This window comes from Streptomyces sp. AMJ-169, from assembly GCF_055597585.1.
Genome location: NZ_JBVLTJ010000010.1, coordinates 338619 through 354961 on the forward strand (window position 1 = coordinate 338619; position 16343 = coordinate 354961).

The 16343-nt window shown below is 72.0% G+C and carries 16 protein-coding genes; 7 read left to right on the forward strand and 9 right to left on the reverse strand.

Annotated elements, in window-relative coordinates:
- Window positions 1–11 precede the first annotated feature (11 nt).
- Entirely contained in the window at window positions 12–698 is a 687-nt protein-coding gene (locus ACYUD3_RS25575; protein WP_470974154.1) for an ABC transporter ATP-binding protein, read from the reverse strand.
- 868 nt (window positions 699–1566) lie between these two features.
- The gene (locus ACYUD3_RS25580; protein WP_470974157.1) at window positions 1567–3012 is read right to left on the reverse strand and encodes an ABC transporter permease; all 1446 of its coding nucleotides are present in this window, start codon (window positions 3010–3012) and stop codon (window positions 1567–1569) included.
- 237 nt (window positions 3013–3249) lie between these two features.
- On the opposite strand from ACYUD3_RS25580, the gene ACYUD3_RS25585 reads away from it, so the two are divergent.
- Window positions 3250–4287, forward strand: coding sequence for a D-alanyl-D-alanine carboxypeptidase family protein (locus ACYUD3_RS25585; RefSeq protein WP_470974160.1), 1038 nt, complete (start codon window positions 3250–3252; stop codon window positions 4285–4287).
- A 248-nt stretch (window positions 4288–4535) separates the two neighbouring features.
- Here the strand turns inward: ACYUD3_RS25585 and ACYUD3_RS25590 are convergent, their stop codons facing one another.
- The 3 genes from ACYUD3_RS25590 to ACYUD3_RS25600 all read right to left on the reverse strand — a co-directional run bounded on the left by ACYUD3_RS25590 (window position 4536) and on the right by ACYUD3_RS25600 (window position 8367).
- Window positions 4536–5516 (reverse strand): small ribosomal subunit Rsm22 family protein, encoded by a 981-nt coding sequence (locus tag ACYUD3_RS25590; RefSeq protein ID WP_470974163.1) that lies wholly within the window; start codon window positions 5514–5516, stop codon window positions 4536–4538.
- A 428-nt stretch (window positions 5517–5944) separates the two neighbouring features.
- Window positions 5945–7057 carry a serine hydrolase domain-containing protein gene (locus ACYUD3_RS25595; protein WP_470974223.1) on the reverse strand — a complete coding sequence of 371 codons (1113 nt, stop codon included), beginning with the start codon at window positions 7055–7057 and terminating at the stop codon, window positions 5945–5947.
- Window positions 7054–8367: a multidrug effflux MFS transporter gene (locus tag ACYUD3_RS25600; RefSeq protein ID WP_470974166.1), complete on the reverse strand. Its 1314-nt coding sequence runs from the start codon at window positions 8365–8367 to the stop codon at window positions 7054–7056. Before ACYUD3_RS25600 ends, ACYUD3_RS25595 begins: the two co-directional genes overlap by 4 nt.
- A 77-nt stretch (window positions 8368–8444) precedes the next feature.
- On the opposite strand from ACYUD3_RS25600, the gene ACYUD3_RS25605 reads away from it, so the two are divergent.
- The 3 genes from ACYUD3_RS25605 (at window position 8445) to ACYUD3_RS25615 (ending at window position 11077) form a co-directional block, all read left to right on the forward strand.
- Window positions 8445–9440 carry a Gfo/Idh/MocA family protein gene (locus ACYUD3_RS25605; protein ID WP_470974169.1) on the forward strand — a complete coding sequence of 332 codons (996 nt, stop codon included), beginning with the start codon at window positions 8445–8447 and terminating at the stop codon, window positions 9438–9440.
- Between the two features lie 184 nt (window positions 9441–9624).
- A complete protein-coding gene (locus ACYUD3_RS25610; RefSeq protein WP_470974172.1) occupies window positions 9625–10221 on the forward strand; it encodes a TetR/AcrR family transcriptional regulator in 597 nt (198 codons plus the stop codon).
- A 106-nt stretch (window positions 10222–10327) separates the two neighbouring features.
- The gene (locus tag ACYUD3_RS25615; protein ID WP_470974175.1) at window positions 10328–11077 is read left to right on the forward strand and encodes a bifunctional DNA primase/polymerase; all 750 of its coding nucleotides are present in this window, start codon (window positions 10328–10330) and stop codon (window positions 11075–11077) included.
- A 37-nt stretch (window positions 11078–11114) separates the two neighbouring features.
- Here the strand turns inward: ACYUD3_RS25615 and ACYUD3_RS25620 are convergent, their stop codons facing one another.
- The 3 genes from ACYUD3_RS25620 to ACYUD3_RS25630 are packed head-to-tail and all read right to left on the reverse strand — an operon-like array spanning window position 11115 to window position 14086.
- Window positions 11115–12098, reverse strand: coding sequence for an SCO2278 family lipoprotein (locus ACYUD3_RS25620; RefSeq protein WP_470974178.1), 984 nt, complete (start codon window positions 12096–12098; stop codon window positions 11115–11117).
- Between the two features lie 35 nt (window positions 12099–12133).
- Window positions 12134–12967 (reverse strand): heme ABC transporter ATP-binding protein, encoded by an 834-nt coding sequence (locus tag ACYUD3_RS25625; protein ID WP_470974180.1) that lies wholly within the window; start codon window positions 12965–12967, stop codon window positions 12134–12136.
- A gap of 45 nt (window positions 12968–13012) precedes the next feature.
- Window positions 13013–14086, reverse strand: coding sequence for a FecCD family ABC transporter permease (locus tag ACYUD3_RS25630; protein WP_470974183.1), 1074 nt, complete (start codon window positions 14084–14086; stop codon window positions 13013–13015).
- A gap of 102 nt (window positions 14087–14188) precedes the next feature.
- On the opposite strand from ACYUD3_RS25630, the gene ACYUD3_RS25635 reads away from it, so the two are divergent.
- From ACYUD3_RS25635 to ACYUD3_RS25645, 3 genes are all read left to right on the forward strand, one after another.
- Window positions 14189–14833 carry a PhzF family phenazine biosynthesis protein gene (locus ACYUD3_RS25635; protein ID WP_470974186.1) on the forward strand — a complete coding sequence of 215 codons (645 nt, stop codon included), beginning with the start codon at window positions 14189–14191 and terminating at the stop codon, window positions 14831–14833.
- Window positions 14834–14917: 84 nt separating this feature from the next.
- Window positions 14918–15211, forward strand: a complete 294-nt coding sequence (locus tag ACYUD3_RS25640; protein ID WP_470974189.1) for a hypothetical protein — start codon at window positions 14918–14920, stop codon at window positions 15209–15211.
- The gene (locus ACYUD3_RS25645) at window positions 15208–15510 is read left to right on the forward strand and encodes a hypothetical protein (RefSeq protein WP_470974192.1); all 303 of its coding nucleotides are present in this window, start codon (window positions 15208–15210) and stop codon (window positions 15508–15510) included. Before ACYUD3_RS25640 ends, ACYUD3_RS25645 begins: the two co-directional genes overlap by 4 nt.
- 22 nt (window positions 15511–15532) lie before the next feature.
- Here ACYUD3_RS25645 and ACYUD3_RS25650 read toward each other — a convergent pair whose 3' ends face one another.
- Window positions 15533–16180 (reverse strand): biliverdin-producing heme oxygenase, encoded by a 648-nt coding sequence (locus ACYUD3_RS25650; RefSeq protein WP_470974225.1) that lies wholly within the window; start codon window positions 16178–16180, stop codon window positions 15533–15535.
- Window positions 16181–16343 lie beyond the last annotated feature (163 nt).

The window sequence follows — 16343 nt, forward strand, 5'->3', positions numbered from 1 at the left end:
TCCCAGTTCCCCTAGCTAGCCCCCACCCTCTCCGTCACCTCCACCCGCCCCGCCCTGATCGTCGCCACCCTCGGCGCCCGCCGTGCGATCGACGAATCGTGCGTGACCAGGACGAACGTCAGCCCGTGCTCGCGCCACAACCCCTCCAGCAGCGCCATGATGTCGTCCCGGGTCCCCTCGTCGAGGTTGCCGGTCGGCTCGTCGGCGAGCAGGACCTTCGGTTGCTTCACCAACGCCCTTGCGATGGCGACGCGTTGCTGCTGGCCACCGGACATCTCGGAGGGGACGTGGGTGAGGCGCTCGCCGAGGCCCACCGAACGCAGTGCCTCCGCCGCCCGTTCGCGGCGTTCGGCTGGCTTCACGCCCAGGGGGACCAGCGCGGTCTCGACGTTCTCCTGGGCCGTGAGGGTCGGGATGAGGTTGAAGGACTGGAAGATGATGCCGATCTTCTCGGCCCGCAGCCGGGTCAGCTTGGCCTCGCTGACCTTCGAGAGGTCGGTGCCGTCGAGTTCGACGCTGCCCTCGGAGGGCCGGTCGAGTCCGCCGATCATCTGGAGCAGCGTCGACTTGCCGCCGCCCGTGGGTCCTTGGATGACGAGCTGATCGCCGTCCCCGATCGTCAAGTCGATCCCGCGCAACGCCTCGACGGTCTCCTTGCCCCGCCGGTAGCGCTTGGTGACGCCGGTCAGTGTGTACATGGGGTGCTCCAGAAGTAAGTGAGGGAACGGTTTCCGGGACGCCGCCACCGCGCCCCCGGCCCAACGGCTGCCGCGAATCGCCAGGCAGGCACCGAGAGTTGCCCGACAGGCCCCGCGAACCGACCGGCTGGCACTGCGAGTTGCCCAGCCCCCGCAGCTCCGACGGCCCCTGTAAATCCAGCGGCCCCCGCAGCTCCGGCAGATCCAGCCGTCGCGAACTGCCCGGCAGGCACTGCGATTTGCCCGACGGGCTCCACGAACCGCCCGGCCGACAAGGTGAGTTGCCCAGCCGCCGTAGCTCCGGCAGCCGCTGCGAATCCAGCAGCCTTCGCAACTCCAGTGGCCCCCGCAGATCTAGCCGCCGCGAGTTGCCCAGCTCCCGCAGCTCCGGCAGCCGCCGCAACTCCAGCGACCTCCGCAACTCCAGCCGCCGCAGCTCCAGCGGCCCCTACAGATTCGGCAGCCGTCGAGAGTCCAGCCGCCCCCGCAGCTCCAGCCGCCGCGAACCGCTCGGCCCGCACCGTGAGTTGCCCGGCGAGTCTCGCGAACCGCCCGGCCGAAAAAGCGAGTCGCCCAGCCCCCGCAGCTCCGACGGCCCCTGTAAATCCAGCGGTCCTCGCAGCTCCAGCGGCCTCCGCGAATCCAGCCGCCGCGAATCCAGTGGCCCCAGCAGCTCCGGCAGCCGCCGCAGCTCCAGCGACCTCCGTAAATCCAGCCCCCGCGAGTCGCCCAGTCCCCGTAAACCCAGCCGCCGCCGCAGCTCCAGCCCCCGCGAGTCGCCCAGCCCCCGTAAATCCAGCGGCCCCAGCAGCCGCCGCAACTCCAGCGACCTCCGCAACCCCAGCCGCCCCCGCAACCCCACCCGCCCTCACGAAACACTCCGCAACGCATCCGCAGGCCGCATTCGAGAAGCCCGCCAACCCCCCATCGCCCCGGCGACCAACCCACCCGTCACCGCAAGCCCCACAGCCAGCGCGATGGTCGTCAAAGACACCGGCGCCGACAACGCGATCTCCATCGTGCCGGCGGCAGCCGTACGCCCGCCCCCGCCGGGACCGCCCCCCATACCGCCCCCGCCGCTCCCCAATTGGGCCGTGAGCGTAGGCGCGTACGCGGTCACCGCATACGCTGCGGCCAGGCCGAGGCCGATCCCGAGCGCCCCGCCGAGCAGACCGTTGACCATGGACTCGCCGACGACCTGCCGGGTCACCCGGCGGCTCGTCCAGCCCAGTGCCTTCAGCGTGCCGAACTCCCGCACCCGCCGGGACACGGCCGACGACGTCAGCAGCGCCGCCACCAGGAACGCCGCCGCGAGGACGACGACCGACAGCCACTTGCCGACGCCCGTCGCGAGGTCGGACGCGGTGGAGAGGGACCCGGAGACGGTCTCGGCGAGATCGGCGGACGTCGTCACCGTCGTACCGGAGATGTTCTTCTGGATGGTCTTCTTGACCGTCTCGATCTGCTTCGAGTCGCTCGCCTTGACGTAGATCGTCGTGACCTCGTTCGCCGCGTCGCCGAGGGTCTGCGCCTGCTTCAGGGGGAGGTAGACGTCGGTGGTGGACTCGCTGCTGTCGGGCGTGGCGATGCCGATGACCTTGTACTTCGTGCCGGAGATGGTCAGCGTAGAGCCGACCTTGTAGGAGTTCTCCTTGGCGTACGACGCGGAGATCACGGCGACCGCCGCGTTGCTCTGCGCGGAGGTGAACGTCACACCGGAGGTGATCGTCGAGCCGGCGAGCGGGCCGAGCGTCTGGTCGCCGACGTCGACGCCGGACACGGAGTAGGAGTTGACGTCGAAGGAGGCGCCGCCGCCCTGGACCTGCGGCTGGCCCCCGCCGCTGCCGCCCCCGCCGGGACCGCCCTGACCCCCGGAGGAGCCGGAAGAGGAAGCCTTGCCCTGGGTGAAACTCCCGTTCACCTTGGTCACGTTGAGGCTCAGCGCCCCCACCGCCCCGGCCACCCCCTGCTGCCCGGCGACCTTGGTCACCAGCGAGGCCGCGAGCGCCTGTCCGCCCTGGGTCCTGACCCGGTCCGAGCTCTGCTGCGAGCTGTCGTCCTGGGACCGCGCGTCGAACTCGAAGCGCGGCGCGCCCGAGGCGCCGGCGGTCGGCGCGCTGCGGGCCTTGGTGACGGTCATGTCGGTGCCGAGGCCGTACAGCGACTTCAGGACCTGGTCCTGGGCCTTCGTCATCCCCGCCGAGACCGAGTTGACGGTGATGACGAGCGCGATACCGAGCGCCAGGCCGAGCGCGACGACCAGCGCCGCCTTCTTGCGCCGGCCCAGCTCACGCTTGAGATATGTGGCAAACATCCCGTTCCTCGAACTAGGTGGCGCCCGATGTGGGCGCGGTCACACGGTAGGAACGGACTGTTGAGGCGCCGTGAGTAAAAGATGTGTGAGAACTGAAAAAGTGCGGCCCGGGATCAGAATCGGATAAGACAGCTCATCCTCACGCGAATGACGGGCCGTTGAAAGGAAACCCCTGTTGGCTGACCTCCCCGCACCAGGGTTCGCGTTCTCTCACTTGTTTTCTGTACGGTCGCGCCGATGAACATCTCCGCCCGCGCCTGGATCGTCGCCGACCATGACAGTGGCGACGTCCTCGCCGCCCACAACCCGCATCTGCGTCTCGCGCCCGCGTCGACGCTGAAGATGCTGTTCGCGGACACGCTGCTGCCCAAGTTCGGGCGTGCCGTGCGGCACACGGTCACCGCGCGGGAGCTGGCGAGCGTCCCCGAGGGCTCCAGCCTGGTCGGGCTCAAGCCGGGGGTGACGTACAGCGTCGAGGACCTGTGGCACGGCGTCTTCCTGCGCTCAGGGAACGACGCGGTGCGGGTCCTGGCGGCGATGAACGGCGGTATCGCGGCCACGGTCACCGAGATGCGGGCCACGGCGGCCGACCTCCAGGCGGTGAACACCCACGTCGTCAGCCCGGACGGGTACGACCACCCCAGCCAGTACTCGTCCGCCTACGACCTCACGCTCATGGCCCGGCACGGTCTGAAGAACGCCGACTTCCGCGCGTACTGCGCGACCAAGACGGCCAGCGTCCCCGACGGCGGGACCAAGACCCTCGCCATCGAGAACACCGACCGCCTGCTGTGCGGCTCGCACGGCGTCACGGCCTACCCCGGTCTGATCGGCGTCAAGAACGGCTACACCAGCAACGCGGGCAACACCTTCACCGGCGCCGCGACCCGCTCGGGCCGCACTCTCCTCGTCACCGTCCTGCACCCCACGAGCGGCTACAACGCCGTGTACGAGGAGACCCGCACCCTCCTCGACTGGGGCTTCGCGCAGCCTCAGGGGGCGAAGCCGGTCGGTACGCTCGCCGATCCGCTCAGCGAGGGCGGCGACAAGGTCTCGCACGGCGCCCCGGGCGCGTCCGGCTCGGCGGGCACGGCCGAGGACGACGACAGCTTCGGCTGGGGCCTCCCGGTCGGGGGCGCGGTCGCGGTCGCCCTGGCGGGCGGAGTGTACGCGTTGCGGAAGCGGCGGGCGAAGGTGGCGGAGGCGGAGGCTGCGCGTAAGGAGAGCAAGGGGAGCGCGGAGGGCACGGAGGGCAAGGGGAGCGCGGAGGGCTGACGGCCCCCTGTGGCCGCCGCCCCACGACCCGGTGCGTACCTCGCGGTCCCACGCGAGATCCACCCCCACCCGGTGCCGTGGGACGGCCGCCGCCTCCCCCCTCGAAATGGCTTTCGGAACCCCACCGGCCAAGTGTGAAGCTCCCGTGAAGGAAGTTGACCACAACTTCGCTGCGTAACGCAACGGTGTATATGCGTCACGTAACTTCGGCCGCCCCCTCCCTCCCGGCCCACTTCGATGTCGCCCGGCTACCGCGGCGGCCAGCCGTCCCCCCACTCCACGTCCCGCGCCGCCTTGTACAGCTCCCCGTGCCGCTTCGTCACCGTTGTGCGCCCCAACTCCCCTTCCGCGCCGCACAGATCGAGCAGCACCTGCCCCTTGCGCAGCTGCGGTTTGCGGACGACGCGGGCGGCGGCGCGGTCGGCCGGCAGCCGGGTCAGCGCGACGTACGCGAACTTCTCGTCCTCGTACGGCAGGGAGCCGCCCTTGATCTGGCGGTGCAGGGAGGAGCGGCTGACGCGGGCCGAGAAGTGGCACCAGTCGGTGCCGGGGGCGATCGGGCAGGGGGTGTCGTGCGGGCAGGGGGCGGCGACGGTGAATCCCGCGCCGAGCAGCCGTTCGCGGGCCTCGATGATGCGGGCGTAGCCGTCCGGGGTGCCGGGCTCCACGATCACCACCGTGCGGGCGGTGCTCAGCGTGTCGAGGAGGGCGGTGCGGTCGGCGGGGGAGAGTTCGTTGAGGACGTACGAGACGGTGACCAGGTCCGTCTCCGCCGGCAGTGTCAGCGCGGCGCCGATCCGGGCGCGCTCCCAGCGGGCGCCGGCCAGATCGGGGTACCCCTCGGCGATCTCCCGCCCCATCGCCAGCGCCGGTTCCGCCCAGTCGAGGACGGTGATCTCCCGCGCGCCGGGCCAGGTGGCGGCCACCGCCCAGGTGGCGGCGCCGGTCCCCCCGCCCACATCGACATGGCTCCCCGGCACCCACTCCGGCACCGCCACCGCGCAAGCCTCCAACGCCGAGCACACGGCTTCGAACGTCGCCGGCATCCGGTAGGCGGCGTACGCGGCCACATCCGCCCGGTCCCGCAGAATCGGCGCGTCGGTAGGGGTCGCGCCCCGGTAATTGGCGATCAGCCGCTCCACAGCACGGGAGGCCTGACGAGGAGGAAGCCCGTCGAGAATGCGGTCGAGCGAGGCACGGAGGGAATCGGCGGGGGCGGGGTGGTTCACTCGGTGATTCTAAGGTTGGGCGAAGGAGGGGGCGCACGCTCAGGACAGCGGGCCCCTGCGTCCAGGGCGAGCCTTCGAGGCGACGGGATCTCGCATCCGGGCGTGCCCGCGCGGTCGCGTGTCCGTAACTGCCTCCGCGGCGCGAGACTTCGCGTCGTCGTCGTCGCCGTCGCCGCATCCGCGAGACCGCGTGCCCGAGCCGCACGCCCGGCATCAGAACCGCCCCGCGCCCCAGCGCCCGCCCGGCACCGGAAGCGCCCGCGCCTGTCACCCCCCCCGCATCAGAACCGCCCCGCGCCCCAGCGCCCGCCCGGCACCGGAAGCGCCCGCGCCTGTCACCCCCCCCGCATCAGAACCGCCCCGCGCCCCAACGTCCGCCCGGCATCAGAAGCGCCCGCGTCCGCCCCCCCCCGCATCAAACCACCCCCTCACCCCCGCACAGCCCGAGCCACCCTCGTCCCCGCCCGTGCCCGCGCCCCACTCTCCCCCACCCCCCGCCGCGGATGCACCGCATTCCCCAGCAGCACCAAAAACGTGTCCGTCGCCCGGTCAAGCACCAGTGACGTCCCCGTGAACCCCGTATGCCCCGCCGCCCCCCGCCCCGCCAACTCCCCCATGAACCACGCCTGGTCCACCCCGAAGCCCAGTCCGGGCGGCGATAGCAGCAAGTCCACGTGATCGGACCCCAGGATCCGTGCCGTCCCGTACGCCCCGCCCCCCAGCAGCGTTCGGCAGAACACCGCCAGGTCCCAGCCCGTCGAGAAGAGGCCGGCGTGGCCGGCCACGCCGCCTAGGGCCCACGCGTTCTCGTCGTGGACCTCGCCCCGCAGCATCCCCCGGTCCGCCTTGGCCCACGGCCGCCGCTGGTCCTCGGTCGCGGCGGCGCCGGGGCAGGGGCCGAAGCGGGTGGCGGTCATGCCGAGCGGGCGGGTGATGCCCTCGGCGACGAGGACGTCGAGAGGGCGGCCGGTGACCCGCTCCAACACCCGTTGCAGGAACAGCATGTTGAGGTCCGAGTAGACATACCGCGCGCCCGGCTCGGCCAACGGCTCCTCCGCCAGCAGCATCCGCAGCCGCGCGTCACCGTCCGGGCAGTCGTACAAAGGGAGTTCGGGACGCAGACCCGAGGTGTGGGTCAGGAGGTGGCGGACCGTGATGCCGTGGCGGCGGGCCGCGTGGAACCCCGGGAGGTACACGCTCGCGCGGGTGTCCAGGTCCAGCAGACCGCGCTCCAGCTGCTGGACCGCCGCGACCGACGTGAACAGCTTCGTGAGGGAGGCGAGGTCGAAGGGGGTGTCCAGCCGCATGGGGACGCGCTCGGCGGCGGGCAGCTCGACGTCGTACGACGCATAGCGCACCGCCCAGCCCGCCGCCTCGTGCAGCGCGACCACCGGGCCCCGGCCCGCGACCGCCACCACCCCCGGCGCCCAGGGGCGGTCACCGGAGGTCAGGGCGTGGATCTCCGCCGACAGGGCGGCCAGTCCGGCGGGGTCGAGTCCCGCGCGGGCCGGGCTGTCGAGGCGGAGTCTCGGGGCGTTCAGCGGTCGCCTCCCTCCGCGACGGGGGCGGGGGCCGTACGAGCGCCCTCGGAAAGCACAGCGGCGTCAGGAGCCGGGCTCGGCCGCCACGGCCTGCACAGCGCGAAGAAGCAGGCCAGCGCGATCAGCGCGGCGCTCAGCTGGACCAGCGCCATCGGCACGGCCGTGTGCTCGCCCGCGATCCCCGCCAGCGGGGAGGTGACCGAGCCGATGACGTAGAACGACGTACCGAGCAGCGCCGCCGCCGAACCCGCCGAGTGCTTGGTGCGGACCAGGGCGAGCGACTGGGCGTTGGGGAGCGTGATGCCCATCGCCGACATCAGGACGAACAGGGCCGCAGCCACCGGCGCGAGCCCCGCCTCCCCGAACACCCCGGTCGTCAGGACCAGCAGCGCCACCGAGGCGAGCGTGACCACGCAGAGCCCGATCCCCATGACCCGTACCAGCGACACCCGCCCCACCAGCACCTTCCCGTTGAGCTGCCCGACGGCCATCATGCCGACCGCGTTCATCCCGAACAGCAGGCTGAACGTCTGCGGCGACGCCCCGTAGATCTCCTGGACGACGAACGGCGACGCCGAGATGTACGCGAACGCCGTGGCGAACGCGAAGCCCCCGGCCAGCACGTACCCCGTGAAGGCCCGGTCGGACAGCAGCCCGCGCATCGTCCGCAGCGCCTCCCCGACACCCCCCTCGTGCCGCTCGGCCGGCTCCAGCGTCTCCGGCAGCCGCGCCCACACCGTCGCCGTCAGCAGCAGCCCGACCCCGGCGAGCACGACGAACACGCCCCGCCAGTCGGTCACCCGCAGGATCTGCCCGCCGATCAGCGGCGCCACGATCGGCGCGACCCCCGAGATCAGCATCAGCGTGGAGAAGAACCGGGCCATCGCGTCACCGTCGTACAGATCACGCGTGACGGCCTGCGCGATGACGATGCCGGCCGCGCCCGCGAGACCCTGCACCAGGCGGAAGGCGACGAGGAGTTCGACGCTCGGGGCGAACGCGCACAGGAAGGTCGCGGCGACGTACGCGACCAGCCCGATCAGCAGCGGCCGGCGCCGCCCCCAGCGGTCGCTCATCGGACCGACCACCAACTGGCCCAGGGCCATCCCCGCGAGACAGGCGGTGAGCGTCAACTGCACTGTCGCCGCTGGGGCGTTGAGGGTGTCGGTGACCTCCGGGAGCGCCGGGAGGTACATGTCCATCGACAGCGGGGGAGTGGCGGTGAGACCGCCGAGGACGAGTGTGACCAGCAGTCCTGTACGGCGTCGCGCCGCGATGGACGGTGATGTCGGTGACTCACTGCCGGGCATGATCCCCCTCCCTCTCGGACCGCTTACGCCCCTATGCTCTCAGTTCGAACGGGGAGCCGAGACGGAGGCGTGGCGCGATGACGGCGGACAGCGTACGGTGGGGAATTCTGGCTACGGGCGGAATCGCCGCCGCATTCACGGCGGATCTGGTCGATCTGCCCGACGCGGAGGTCGTCGCGGTCGCCTCCCGTACTGAGGAAAGCGCCAAAGCCTTCGCCGAGCGCTTCGGTATCCCGAAAGCCTACGGCGACTGGGCGTCCCTGGCGGCCGACGAGGACGTCGACGTCGTGTACGTCGCCACCCCGCACGCCGCCCACCGGGCCGCCGCCGGGCTCTGCCTGGAGGCCGGCCGGCACGTCCTGTGCGAGAAGCCGTTCACGCTGAACGTCCGCGAGGCCGAGGAGCTGGTCTCCCTCGCCCGCACCCACGACCGCTTCCTCATGGAGGCGATGTGGATGTACTGCAACCCCCTCATCCGCCGCATCAAGGCGCTTGTCGACGATGGTGCCATCGGCGAAGTCCGCACCGTCCAGGCCGACTTCGGGCTCGAAGGGCCCTTCCCGCCCGCGCACCGGCTGCGGGACCCGGCGCAGGGCGGGGGCGCGCTGCTCGACCTCGGCGTGTACCCGGTCTCGCTGGCCCACCTCTTCCTCGGCGAGCCGGCCGGGATCTCCGCGCGGTCCGTCCTGTCGCCCGAGGGCGTCGACCTCCAGACCGTGCTCGCCCTGTCCTGGGACTCCGGCGCGCTGGCGGCGCTGCACTGCTCCCTGACCGGCGGCACGGGCACCACCGCCTCGGTCACCGGCTCCAAGGGCCGCATCGACATCCCGGCGGGCTTCTTCCACCCCGAACGCTTCGTCCTGCACCGGGCGGGCAGCGAGCCGGAGGAGTTCACCCACGACCCCGCCGAGGGCACCGGCTTCCGCTTCGAGGCACTGGAGGTCATGCGGGCGGTACGGGCGGGGGAGCGGGAGTCGCCGCTGGTGCCGCTGGAGGGGACGCTCGCGGTGATGCGGACGTTGGATGAGGCGCGGGGGCAGATCGGGGTGCGGTATCCGGGGGAGGCGGCGTAGGGGGGCTGGCGGGTGGGGGTCGGGTGCGGGTGGGGATGCGGGCCGGGCGGGCTGCTGAGCTTCGGGTCGGGTGCGGGTGCGGGCGTGCGGGTTGCCGAGACGCCCCGTCCCCCCGTCCCCCCGTCCCCCTGAGCCCCGGCCCCGGCTGCCCAGACGCCCCGTCCCCCGTTGCTACCGTCGTCCCATGCCCACGAAGAGACCCGACGTCACCCGCCGCAGCGAGACCTCGCGCCGTGCCATCTACGCCGCCGCCCTCGCCCTCGTCGCGGAGAGCGGCTACGCGAGGACGACCGTCGAGGGGATCGCCGCGCGGGCCGGGGTCGGGAAGCAGACCATCTACCGCTGGTGGGACTCCAAGGCGGACGTCCTGATGGAGGCGTTCCTCGACCTCGGCGCGGGAGGCGGGCAGCCGCGGGGCGTCCCGGACACCGGGGATGTGGCGGCCGACCTGAAGCACGTCCTGCGCGCGACCGTCGACGAACTCCTCGACCCCCGCTTCGACGTCCCCGCCCGCGCCCTGACCGCCGAGGGCATCGTCGACGAACGCCTCGGCCGCGAGTGCGTCGCGAAACTCCTGGAACCCAGCCTCAGGCTGTACGTCGAACGCCTGCGCGCGGCTCAGGACGCGGGCCAGGTCGGACCGGACGTCGACCCGAGGATCGCCCTCGAACTCCTCGTCTCCCCGCTGACCCAACGCTGGCTCCAGCGCACGGGCCCGCTGTCGTACGACTACACGGACACGCTCGTCGAGTACACGCTGTACGGCATCGCGCCGCGCTGATGCGTATGCGCCGGAGCTGACGCTTATGTCCCGACAAGGCACCCCGGTTCCCGCCGGCATGGGAGCATGAGGCATCCTGTCCGCACGACAGGGAGGCGAGGGACACATGAGCGCGGAGGCGATCGGGCTGACCGGTCTGCGGGACAGACTCACCCAGTGGCTGCGCGGCAGAACCGCCCCCACACAGGCCGACACCGACGCCGTCCGCGAGCGCCTGCTGCTGGCCGTCGCCGACGCGGGCCTGCCGCTGGCGCCCGCCGCCCACCCCGCCGCCGGCTACCGCTGCTCGTGCGACCGCGTGGGCTGCCCGACCCCGGCCCGCCACCCGGTCTCCTTCGCCTGGCAGACCCAGTCGACGACCGACAGGGCGCAGATCGAGCGCTGGGCCCGGCACCAGCCCGAGGCGAACTTCATCACCGCGACCGGCATGACGCACGACGTCCTCGACGTCCCCCGCGCCGCCGGCCGCGCCGCCCTCGACCGGCTCCTCGCGGCGGGCGTGGACGTCGGCCCGGTCGCCGAGTCCGACGACGGCCGCCTGCTCTTCTTCACCCTCACCCGGGGCACCCCCGAGGACGAGGACGAGTGGTGGCCCTGCGAACTCGACTGCCACCCCGAGACGATGGACGAACACCCGGGCCTGCGCTGGCACTGCCGGGGCTCGTACGTCCTGGTCCCCCCGGCCCGCCTCCCCGGCGACGACGGCCGCTCGGTCCACTGGGTACGCGGCCCCGAACACCCCCTCCCGGACCCGCTGACCCTCCTGGAGCTCCTGACCGACGCGTGCGCGCGGCACGCGGCGGGGGAGGGTGCGAACGGGGGCCAGCAGGAAGGGACTTGGCCGCTGCGCCACTGAGCGGCGGCCCCCGCACTGCCGGTCAACTCGCCCCGGCTCACTCCCCCTTGGCCCCGGTCAGCCCCTCCACCCGCCCCAGCAGGGACACTTCCTCGTCGCCGCTGCCCTTCGCGGGGTCCACGGCGACGGCGTTCGACACGAACTCCATCGTCAGCGACTGCTTGATCTCCCCGGTGGTCAGCGCCTTCACGCCCGCGTTCGGCGTGGGCACGGCCGCCCCGGCCGCCGCCGTCTGCTTCGTGTAGTTGTGCCCGGAGAAGAAGACCAGCGCCCCGCCGTCCGCCGTCCGCAGCGCGACCGGCGCGAAGTCCCCCTCGGTCAGCGGCTCGTCGATGAACTGCGTGACGAGACCGGGCCGGACGGAGTTCTTCGCCCGCGCGGCCCGCAGCGTGTCCGTATAGACACCGCGCGCGAAGGCGCCCTCACCGGTCTTCAGATACCCGGCGTACCCGGCGCTCAACTTGTCGGGGGAGACGGCGAGTTCGGGCGCGTTGGCGGGAACGGCCTCGGCGTACCCGTCGGCGTCCTTCTTCAGCTCCGGCAGCACACCGGGCGTGACCAGCGTCAGGTACGACACCTGCCACGGCTCGCTCACGTCGTTGCGGGTGAAGACCATCAGCCACCGCTGGGTGCCCCCCTTGCTGGGCCGCGCGTCGGCGACGAACCAGCGGGGCCAGCCGGCCTTCTTGGGGATCGTGACCTGGACGTCGGAGAGGGTCAGCGGGGTGTGACTCGGGTTGCCGGAAGGGTTGTTGGCCTTGCCGGCCGTCAGCCGCGCCGCGTCGATCGCGCCGAGCGCCCCGGTCGTGTAGTCGGCGTCCAGCGTGCTGTCGTACGCCTGGTCCGCCTTGTTGTAGGCGGTCGCGAACTGCTGCACCGCCTTCGTGGCCTCGGCGGGGGTGGTGGTGGGGATCACCTCGCGCTCCCCGTGGATCACCACACAGCCGCTCGCCGCCAGCGCCACGGCGCTCAGCACGGCCGCCCTGACTATGTTCCGGTCCCGCCTGCGCACGCTGGTCATCAGGTGACGTCCTTCCCCTTCCCGGAGTCGGAACCCTACCGGGAGCCGGGGTCCGGGCCGCGCCGAGGGGTGATGAGGAGGGTGCCGTGGACGGGGTGCGGGAAGACCTCGACCGGCTGCTCGTACACCTCGCTGAGCAGCGCCTCGGTGAACACCTCCTGCGGTGCCCCGAGCGCGGCCGTCCGCCCGCCGCGCAGCACCGCGACCCGGTGCGCGTACGCCGCCGCGAGCCCCAGGTCGTGCAGCACGACGACCACCGCGTCGCCCTTCGCCGCCTGCTCCCGGCACACCTTCAGCACCAGTTCCTGATGGCGCAGGTCCAGCGCGGCCGTCGGCTCGTCGAGCAGCAGCAGCGGCGCCCGCTGCGCCAGCACCCGCGCCAGCGCGACCCGGGCCCGCTCGCCCCCGCTCAGCGCGGAGAACGCCCGCGCGGCGAACTCGGTCACCTCGGTGGCGGCCATGACCTCTTTGAGGATGTGCGTGTCCTCGCCGGCCGAACTGTCGTGCGGCGCCCGCCCCATCCGCACGACGTCCTCGACACTGAACGGGAACGACACGTTCGCCGCCTGCGGCAACACGGCCCGGCGCAGGGCGAGTTCGGGCGCGCTCCAGCTGCCGGCGGGGCGGCCGAAGATCCGTACGACGCCCTCGGCGGCGGGCAGGTCGCCGGCCAGCGCGGCGAGGAGCGTGGACTTGCCGGCGCCGTTGGGGCCGACGAGGGCGAGGACCTCACCGGCGCGCACGGTGAGGTCGACTCCGTACAGGACACGGCGTGCGCCGAGGTCGAGGTGGAGGCCGTCGGCCTCGGCGAGGGGGTCGCCGGGGGCGGGGGGTGGTGGGGGAGTGGGGCGGGGGCGGAGGAGTTTCATGGGGGTCCTTGGGGGTGGGGTGGTCGTAGGAGAGATCCGCCGCGCTTACCCCCACCCCCCGTGTCGCCCCCGCGTCCGGTGCAGCAGCCAGAAGAAGAACGGGCTGCCCAACAGCCCCGTCAGGACGCCCAGTGGCAGTTCCGCCGGGGCCGCGAGGGTGCGGGAGGCCAGGTCGGCGGCCAGTAGGGTCAGGGCGCCCAGGAGCGCGCTCGCCGGGACCAGGAAGCGGTGGCCGGGGCCGGCGGCCAGGCGCAGGAGGTGGGGGATGACCAGGCCGACGAAGCCGATGATCCCGGAGACGCTCACCGCCGCCGCCGTCAGCAGCGCGATCAGCAGGATCAGCACGATCCGCAGCCGCTCCACGTCCACCCCCAGATGCCGGGCCGGCCGCTCGCCCAGCGCGAGGAGGTCCAGCCGGCGTGAGTACAGCGGCGCCAGCGCCACCCCGACCAGCGTGCACGGCAGCACCGCGAGCACCTTCGGCCAGGTCGCCTGCGAGAGCGAGCCCAGCTGCCAGAACACGATCTGGTTGACGGCCGCGTTGTCCGCGAAGAACAGGAACAGGCCGATGAGGGCGCCGCCGAAGGCGTTCACCGCGATGCCGGTGAGGATGAGCGTGACGACCTCGGCCTTGCCGCCGGTCCGCGCCATCGCGTACACCAGCAGCGCCGTACCGAGCCCCCCGGCGAACGCGAAGACGGGCACCGTCCACGTCCCGAAGAAGCTCAGCCCGAGCGCGATCGAGGCGACGGCCCCGACGGCGGCGCCGGAGGAGATGCCGATCACCCCGGGTTCGGCGAGCGGATTGCCGAACACGCCCTGCATCAGCGCCCCCGCGCAGCCCAGGGAGGCGCCGACGAGCAGGGCGAGCACGATCCGCGGGAACCGCACGTTCCACAGCACCGACTCCGCGACCCGGTCCAACTCGTGCCCGCCGAGCCCGAGTTGATGCCCGACGGAGGAGAGGACGTCCCCGAGGGGGATCGGATAGGCGCCGGTGCCGGCGGCTATGGGTACGAGGACGAGGAGCGCGCCGGCGAGCCCGAGGCTGAGCACCCACTCCCGGCTGCGCCGCTCACGCCCGCCGGGCGCCTCAACCACCTTCTCCAGCACGGCCATTGACGACCCACCCCCTCCTGATCCGACCGGCGTCCACCAGCGAATATTAGGTTAGCCTTACCTGAATCGGCCACCGCGTCCGGGCGGTGCTTCAATGCCCGGGTGACTGACTACGACGTGCTCCGCGTCTTCTGCGCGCCCCACGGCGGCTACGGCAATGAACTGGGCGTCATCCGCGACGGCACCCGCGTGCCCGAGCGCGCGGAGCGGCAGGAGCTCGCCGCCAAACTCGGCTTCAGCGAGACGGTGTTCGTCGACGACCCCGAGCGCGGCGTCATCGACATCTACACCCCCACCACCCGCCTCCCCTTCGCCGGCCACCCCTGCGTGGGCGCGGCCTGGCTCCTGGACGTCCCCGAACTCACCACCGAGGCGGGCCAGTTGGGCGTCCGCCTGGACGGCGAGTTCACCTGGATAGAGGCCCGCGCGGAGTGGGCCCCGCCGCGCACCCTGCGCCGGTACGCGACCCCGGCACAGGTCGACGGCCTGGAGATCCCGCCGAAGGGTGAGTGGATCTACGCGTGGTCCTGGCTGGACGAGTCGGCGGGCCGGATCCGCGCCCGCGCCTTCCCCGGCCGGGACGACGGCATCGACGAGGACGAGGCGACAGGAGCGGCGGCCCTCCTCCTGACCGACCACTTGGGCCGCGCCCTGAACATCACCCAGGGCACGGGTTCCCAGATCCTGACGGCGCCGCAGCCGTACGGGTGGGTGGAGGTCGGGGGCAGGGTGGTGCTGGAGCGGTGAGCGCGGAGACGTGTCACGGGGAACCGATCCTTCAGGGGGGCGCGGGATACTGGGGGTGACCGCTTGCCGAGGTGAGGAGAGCGCATGAGTGCGCAGCACGCCGAGTCATCGCACAAGCCGCTGCCTCCGCTCAGGACTGTCGCCGATATCCGGGCGGCTCTGGGGGAAGGGCTGGGTTTCCCGGGTGACAAGGAAGACTTCGAGGCCGATCTCGCATGTGCCATGGCGGCTTCCACGGCCACCGACTTCCATCGGTGCGCGGAGGTCATCAAGACGTACGCCGGAAGCATCCGGGCCTACAACGACCCGGAGTTCGAAGAGGGGCTCAGGGAAGGGCTTGAGCTCATCGCCGAGATCCAGCGAAAGGGCCATGCGTGAGCCGTGTGATCGTCGTCATCGCGACCGTGGTGGCGAAACGGCTCCAGACGATGGACCCGGCCGCGGGGCGAGCTGTCGAGCAGCTGAGGCGGGAGCTGGAAGATGATCCCGAACTCGGTGTCCCCCGTGGCCCGGCACAGGCGGGCGGTACGCAACAGGTGTACCGGACCCGGCTCGAACCGCGCCCTGGTGTGTCCGCGCTGACTGTCGTGTATGTGTACACCTCGTATCCAGAGCCGCGCGCGGTCGCGATCATAAATGTGACTCCCGAGGACCCGGACCGCGAGCCCCTGTTCTGAGGCTCGCCCGGCGCAGCCCCCCTCACACCCCCACCGCGAACTCCTCCCCCAACTCCCCGAACACGGCGGTGTTCAGCGCGAACGCCCGCTTGCACTCGCTCACGATGCGGGACTTCTCCGGGCCGTCCGCGTGGACCTCGTCCAGGAGTTCGCGGTAAGTGCGCTTGAACGCGGCCGGGTTGCCGATCTCCTCGAAGACGTAGAAGCGGACCCCGTCGCCCTTCTTCTCGAAGCCCCAGGTCCGTTCCGCCTTGTCGCGGATGATCTGGCCGCCGGAGAGGTCGCCGAGGTAGCGGGTGTAGTGGTGGGCGATGTAACCGGCCGGCCAGCGCTCGGCGCAGTCGCGGACTCGGGCCGCGTAGGAGGAAGTCGCGGGGAGGGCGGAGACGGTCTCCCGCCAGTCGGCCCCCCGCAGATGCGCCAGATCCCGCTCCAGCGCGCGCAGCCGGAACAGCTCCGGGCGGATGAACGGCCCGGCCACCGGATCCGCCGCGAGTCTCTCCGCGCCGGCCTCCAACGCCTCGTACACGAACCAGAGTTGCTCGGTGTACCGCGCGTACGCCTCGACGCCCAGCCGGCCGGCGAGGAGGTCGCTCATGAAGGTCGAGGTCTCGGCCTCCATGTGCTGTTCGTGGGACGCGGTGCGGATGACGGTCGAGAAGGAGTCCATGACGGCCATTTTCTGAGGTTAGGCTTACCTAAGTCAATGGGTTGCCGACAGGTTGTCGGGAAAAGCGTACGAGAAAAAGCCCGCCCCGGCACGACTTCCGTTCTAGTGGTCGTCGCAACACCCCAGCTCAGGGGATGCGATGGAGTTCGAAACCCGCAAGGAC

Excerpts from the sequence above, each read along its gene's own strand:
- ACYUD3_RS25610 (WP_470974172.1), top strand. The coding sequence starts at position 9,625 with ATGCCCACGAAGAGACCCGACGTCACCCGCCGCAGCGAGACCTCGCGC.
- ACYUD3_RS25580 (WP_470974157.1), bottom strand. The coding sequence starts at position 3,012 with ATGTTTGCCACATATCTCAAGCGTGAGCTGGGCCGGCGCAAGAAGGCG.
- ACYUD3_RS25640 (WP_470974189.1), top strand. The coding sequence starts at position 14,918 with ATGAGTGCGCAGCACGCCGAGTCATCGCACAAGCCGCTGCCTCCGCTC.
- ACYUD3_RS25575 (WP_470974154.1), bottom strand. The coding sequence starts at position 698 with ATGTACACACTGACCGGCGTCACCAAGCGCTACCGGCGGGGCAAGGAG.
- ACYUD3_RS25650 (WP_470974225.1), bottom strand. The coding sequence starts at position 16,180 with ATGGACTCCTTCTCGACCGTCATCCGCACCGCGTCCCACGAACAGCAC.
- ACYUD3_RS25620 (WP_470974178.1), bottom strand. The coding sequence starts at position 12,098 with ATGACCAGCGTGCGCAGGCGGGACCGGAACATAGTCAGGGCGGCCGTG.
- ACYUD3_RS25585 (WP_470974160.1), top strand. The coding sequence starts at position 3,250 with ATGAACATCTCCGCCCGCGCCTGGATCGTCGCCGACCATGACAGTGGC.
- ACYUD3_RS25600 (WP_470974166.1), bottom strand. The coding sequence starts at position 8,367 with ATGCCCGGCAGTGAGTCACCGACATCACCGTCCATCGCGGCGCGACGC.
- ACYUD3_RS25605 (WP_470974169.1), top strand. The coding sequence starts at position 8,445 with ATGACGGCGGACAGCGTACGGTGGGGAATTCTGGCTACGGGCGGAATC.
- ACYUD3_RS25630 (WP_470974183.1), bottom strand. The coding sequence starts at position 14,086 with ATGGCCGTGCTGGAGAAGGTGGTTGAGGCGCCCGGCGGGCGTGAGCGG.
- ACYUD3_RS25615 (WP_470974175.1), top strand. The coding sequence starts at position 10,328 with ATGAGCGCGGAGGCGATCGGGCTGACCGGTCTGCGGGACAGACTCACC.
- ACYUD3_RS25625 (WP_470974180.1), bottom strand. The coding sequence starts at position 12,967 with ATGAAACTCCTCCGCCCCCGCCCCACTCCCCCACCACCCCCCGCCCCC.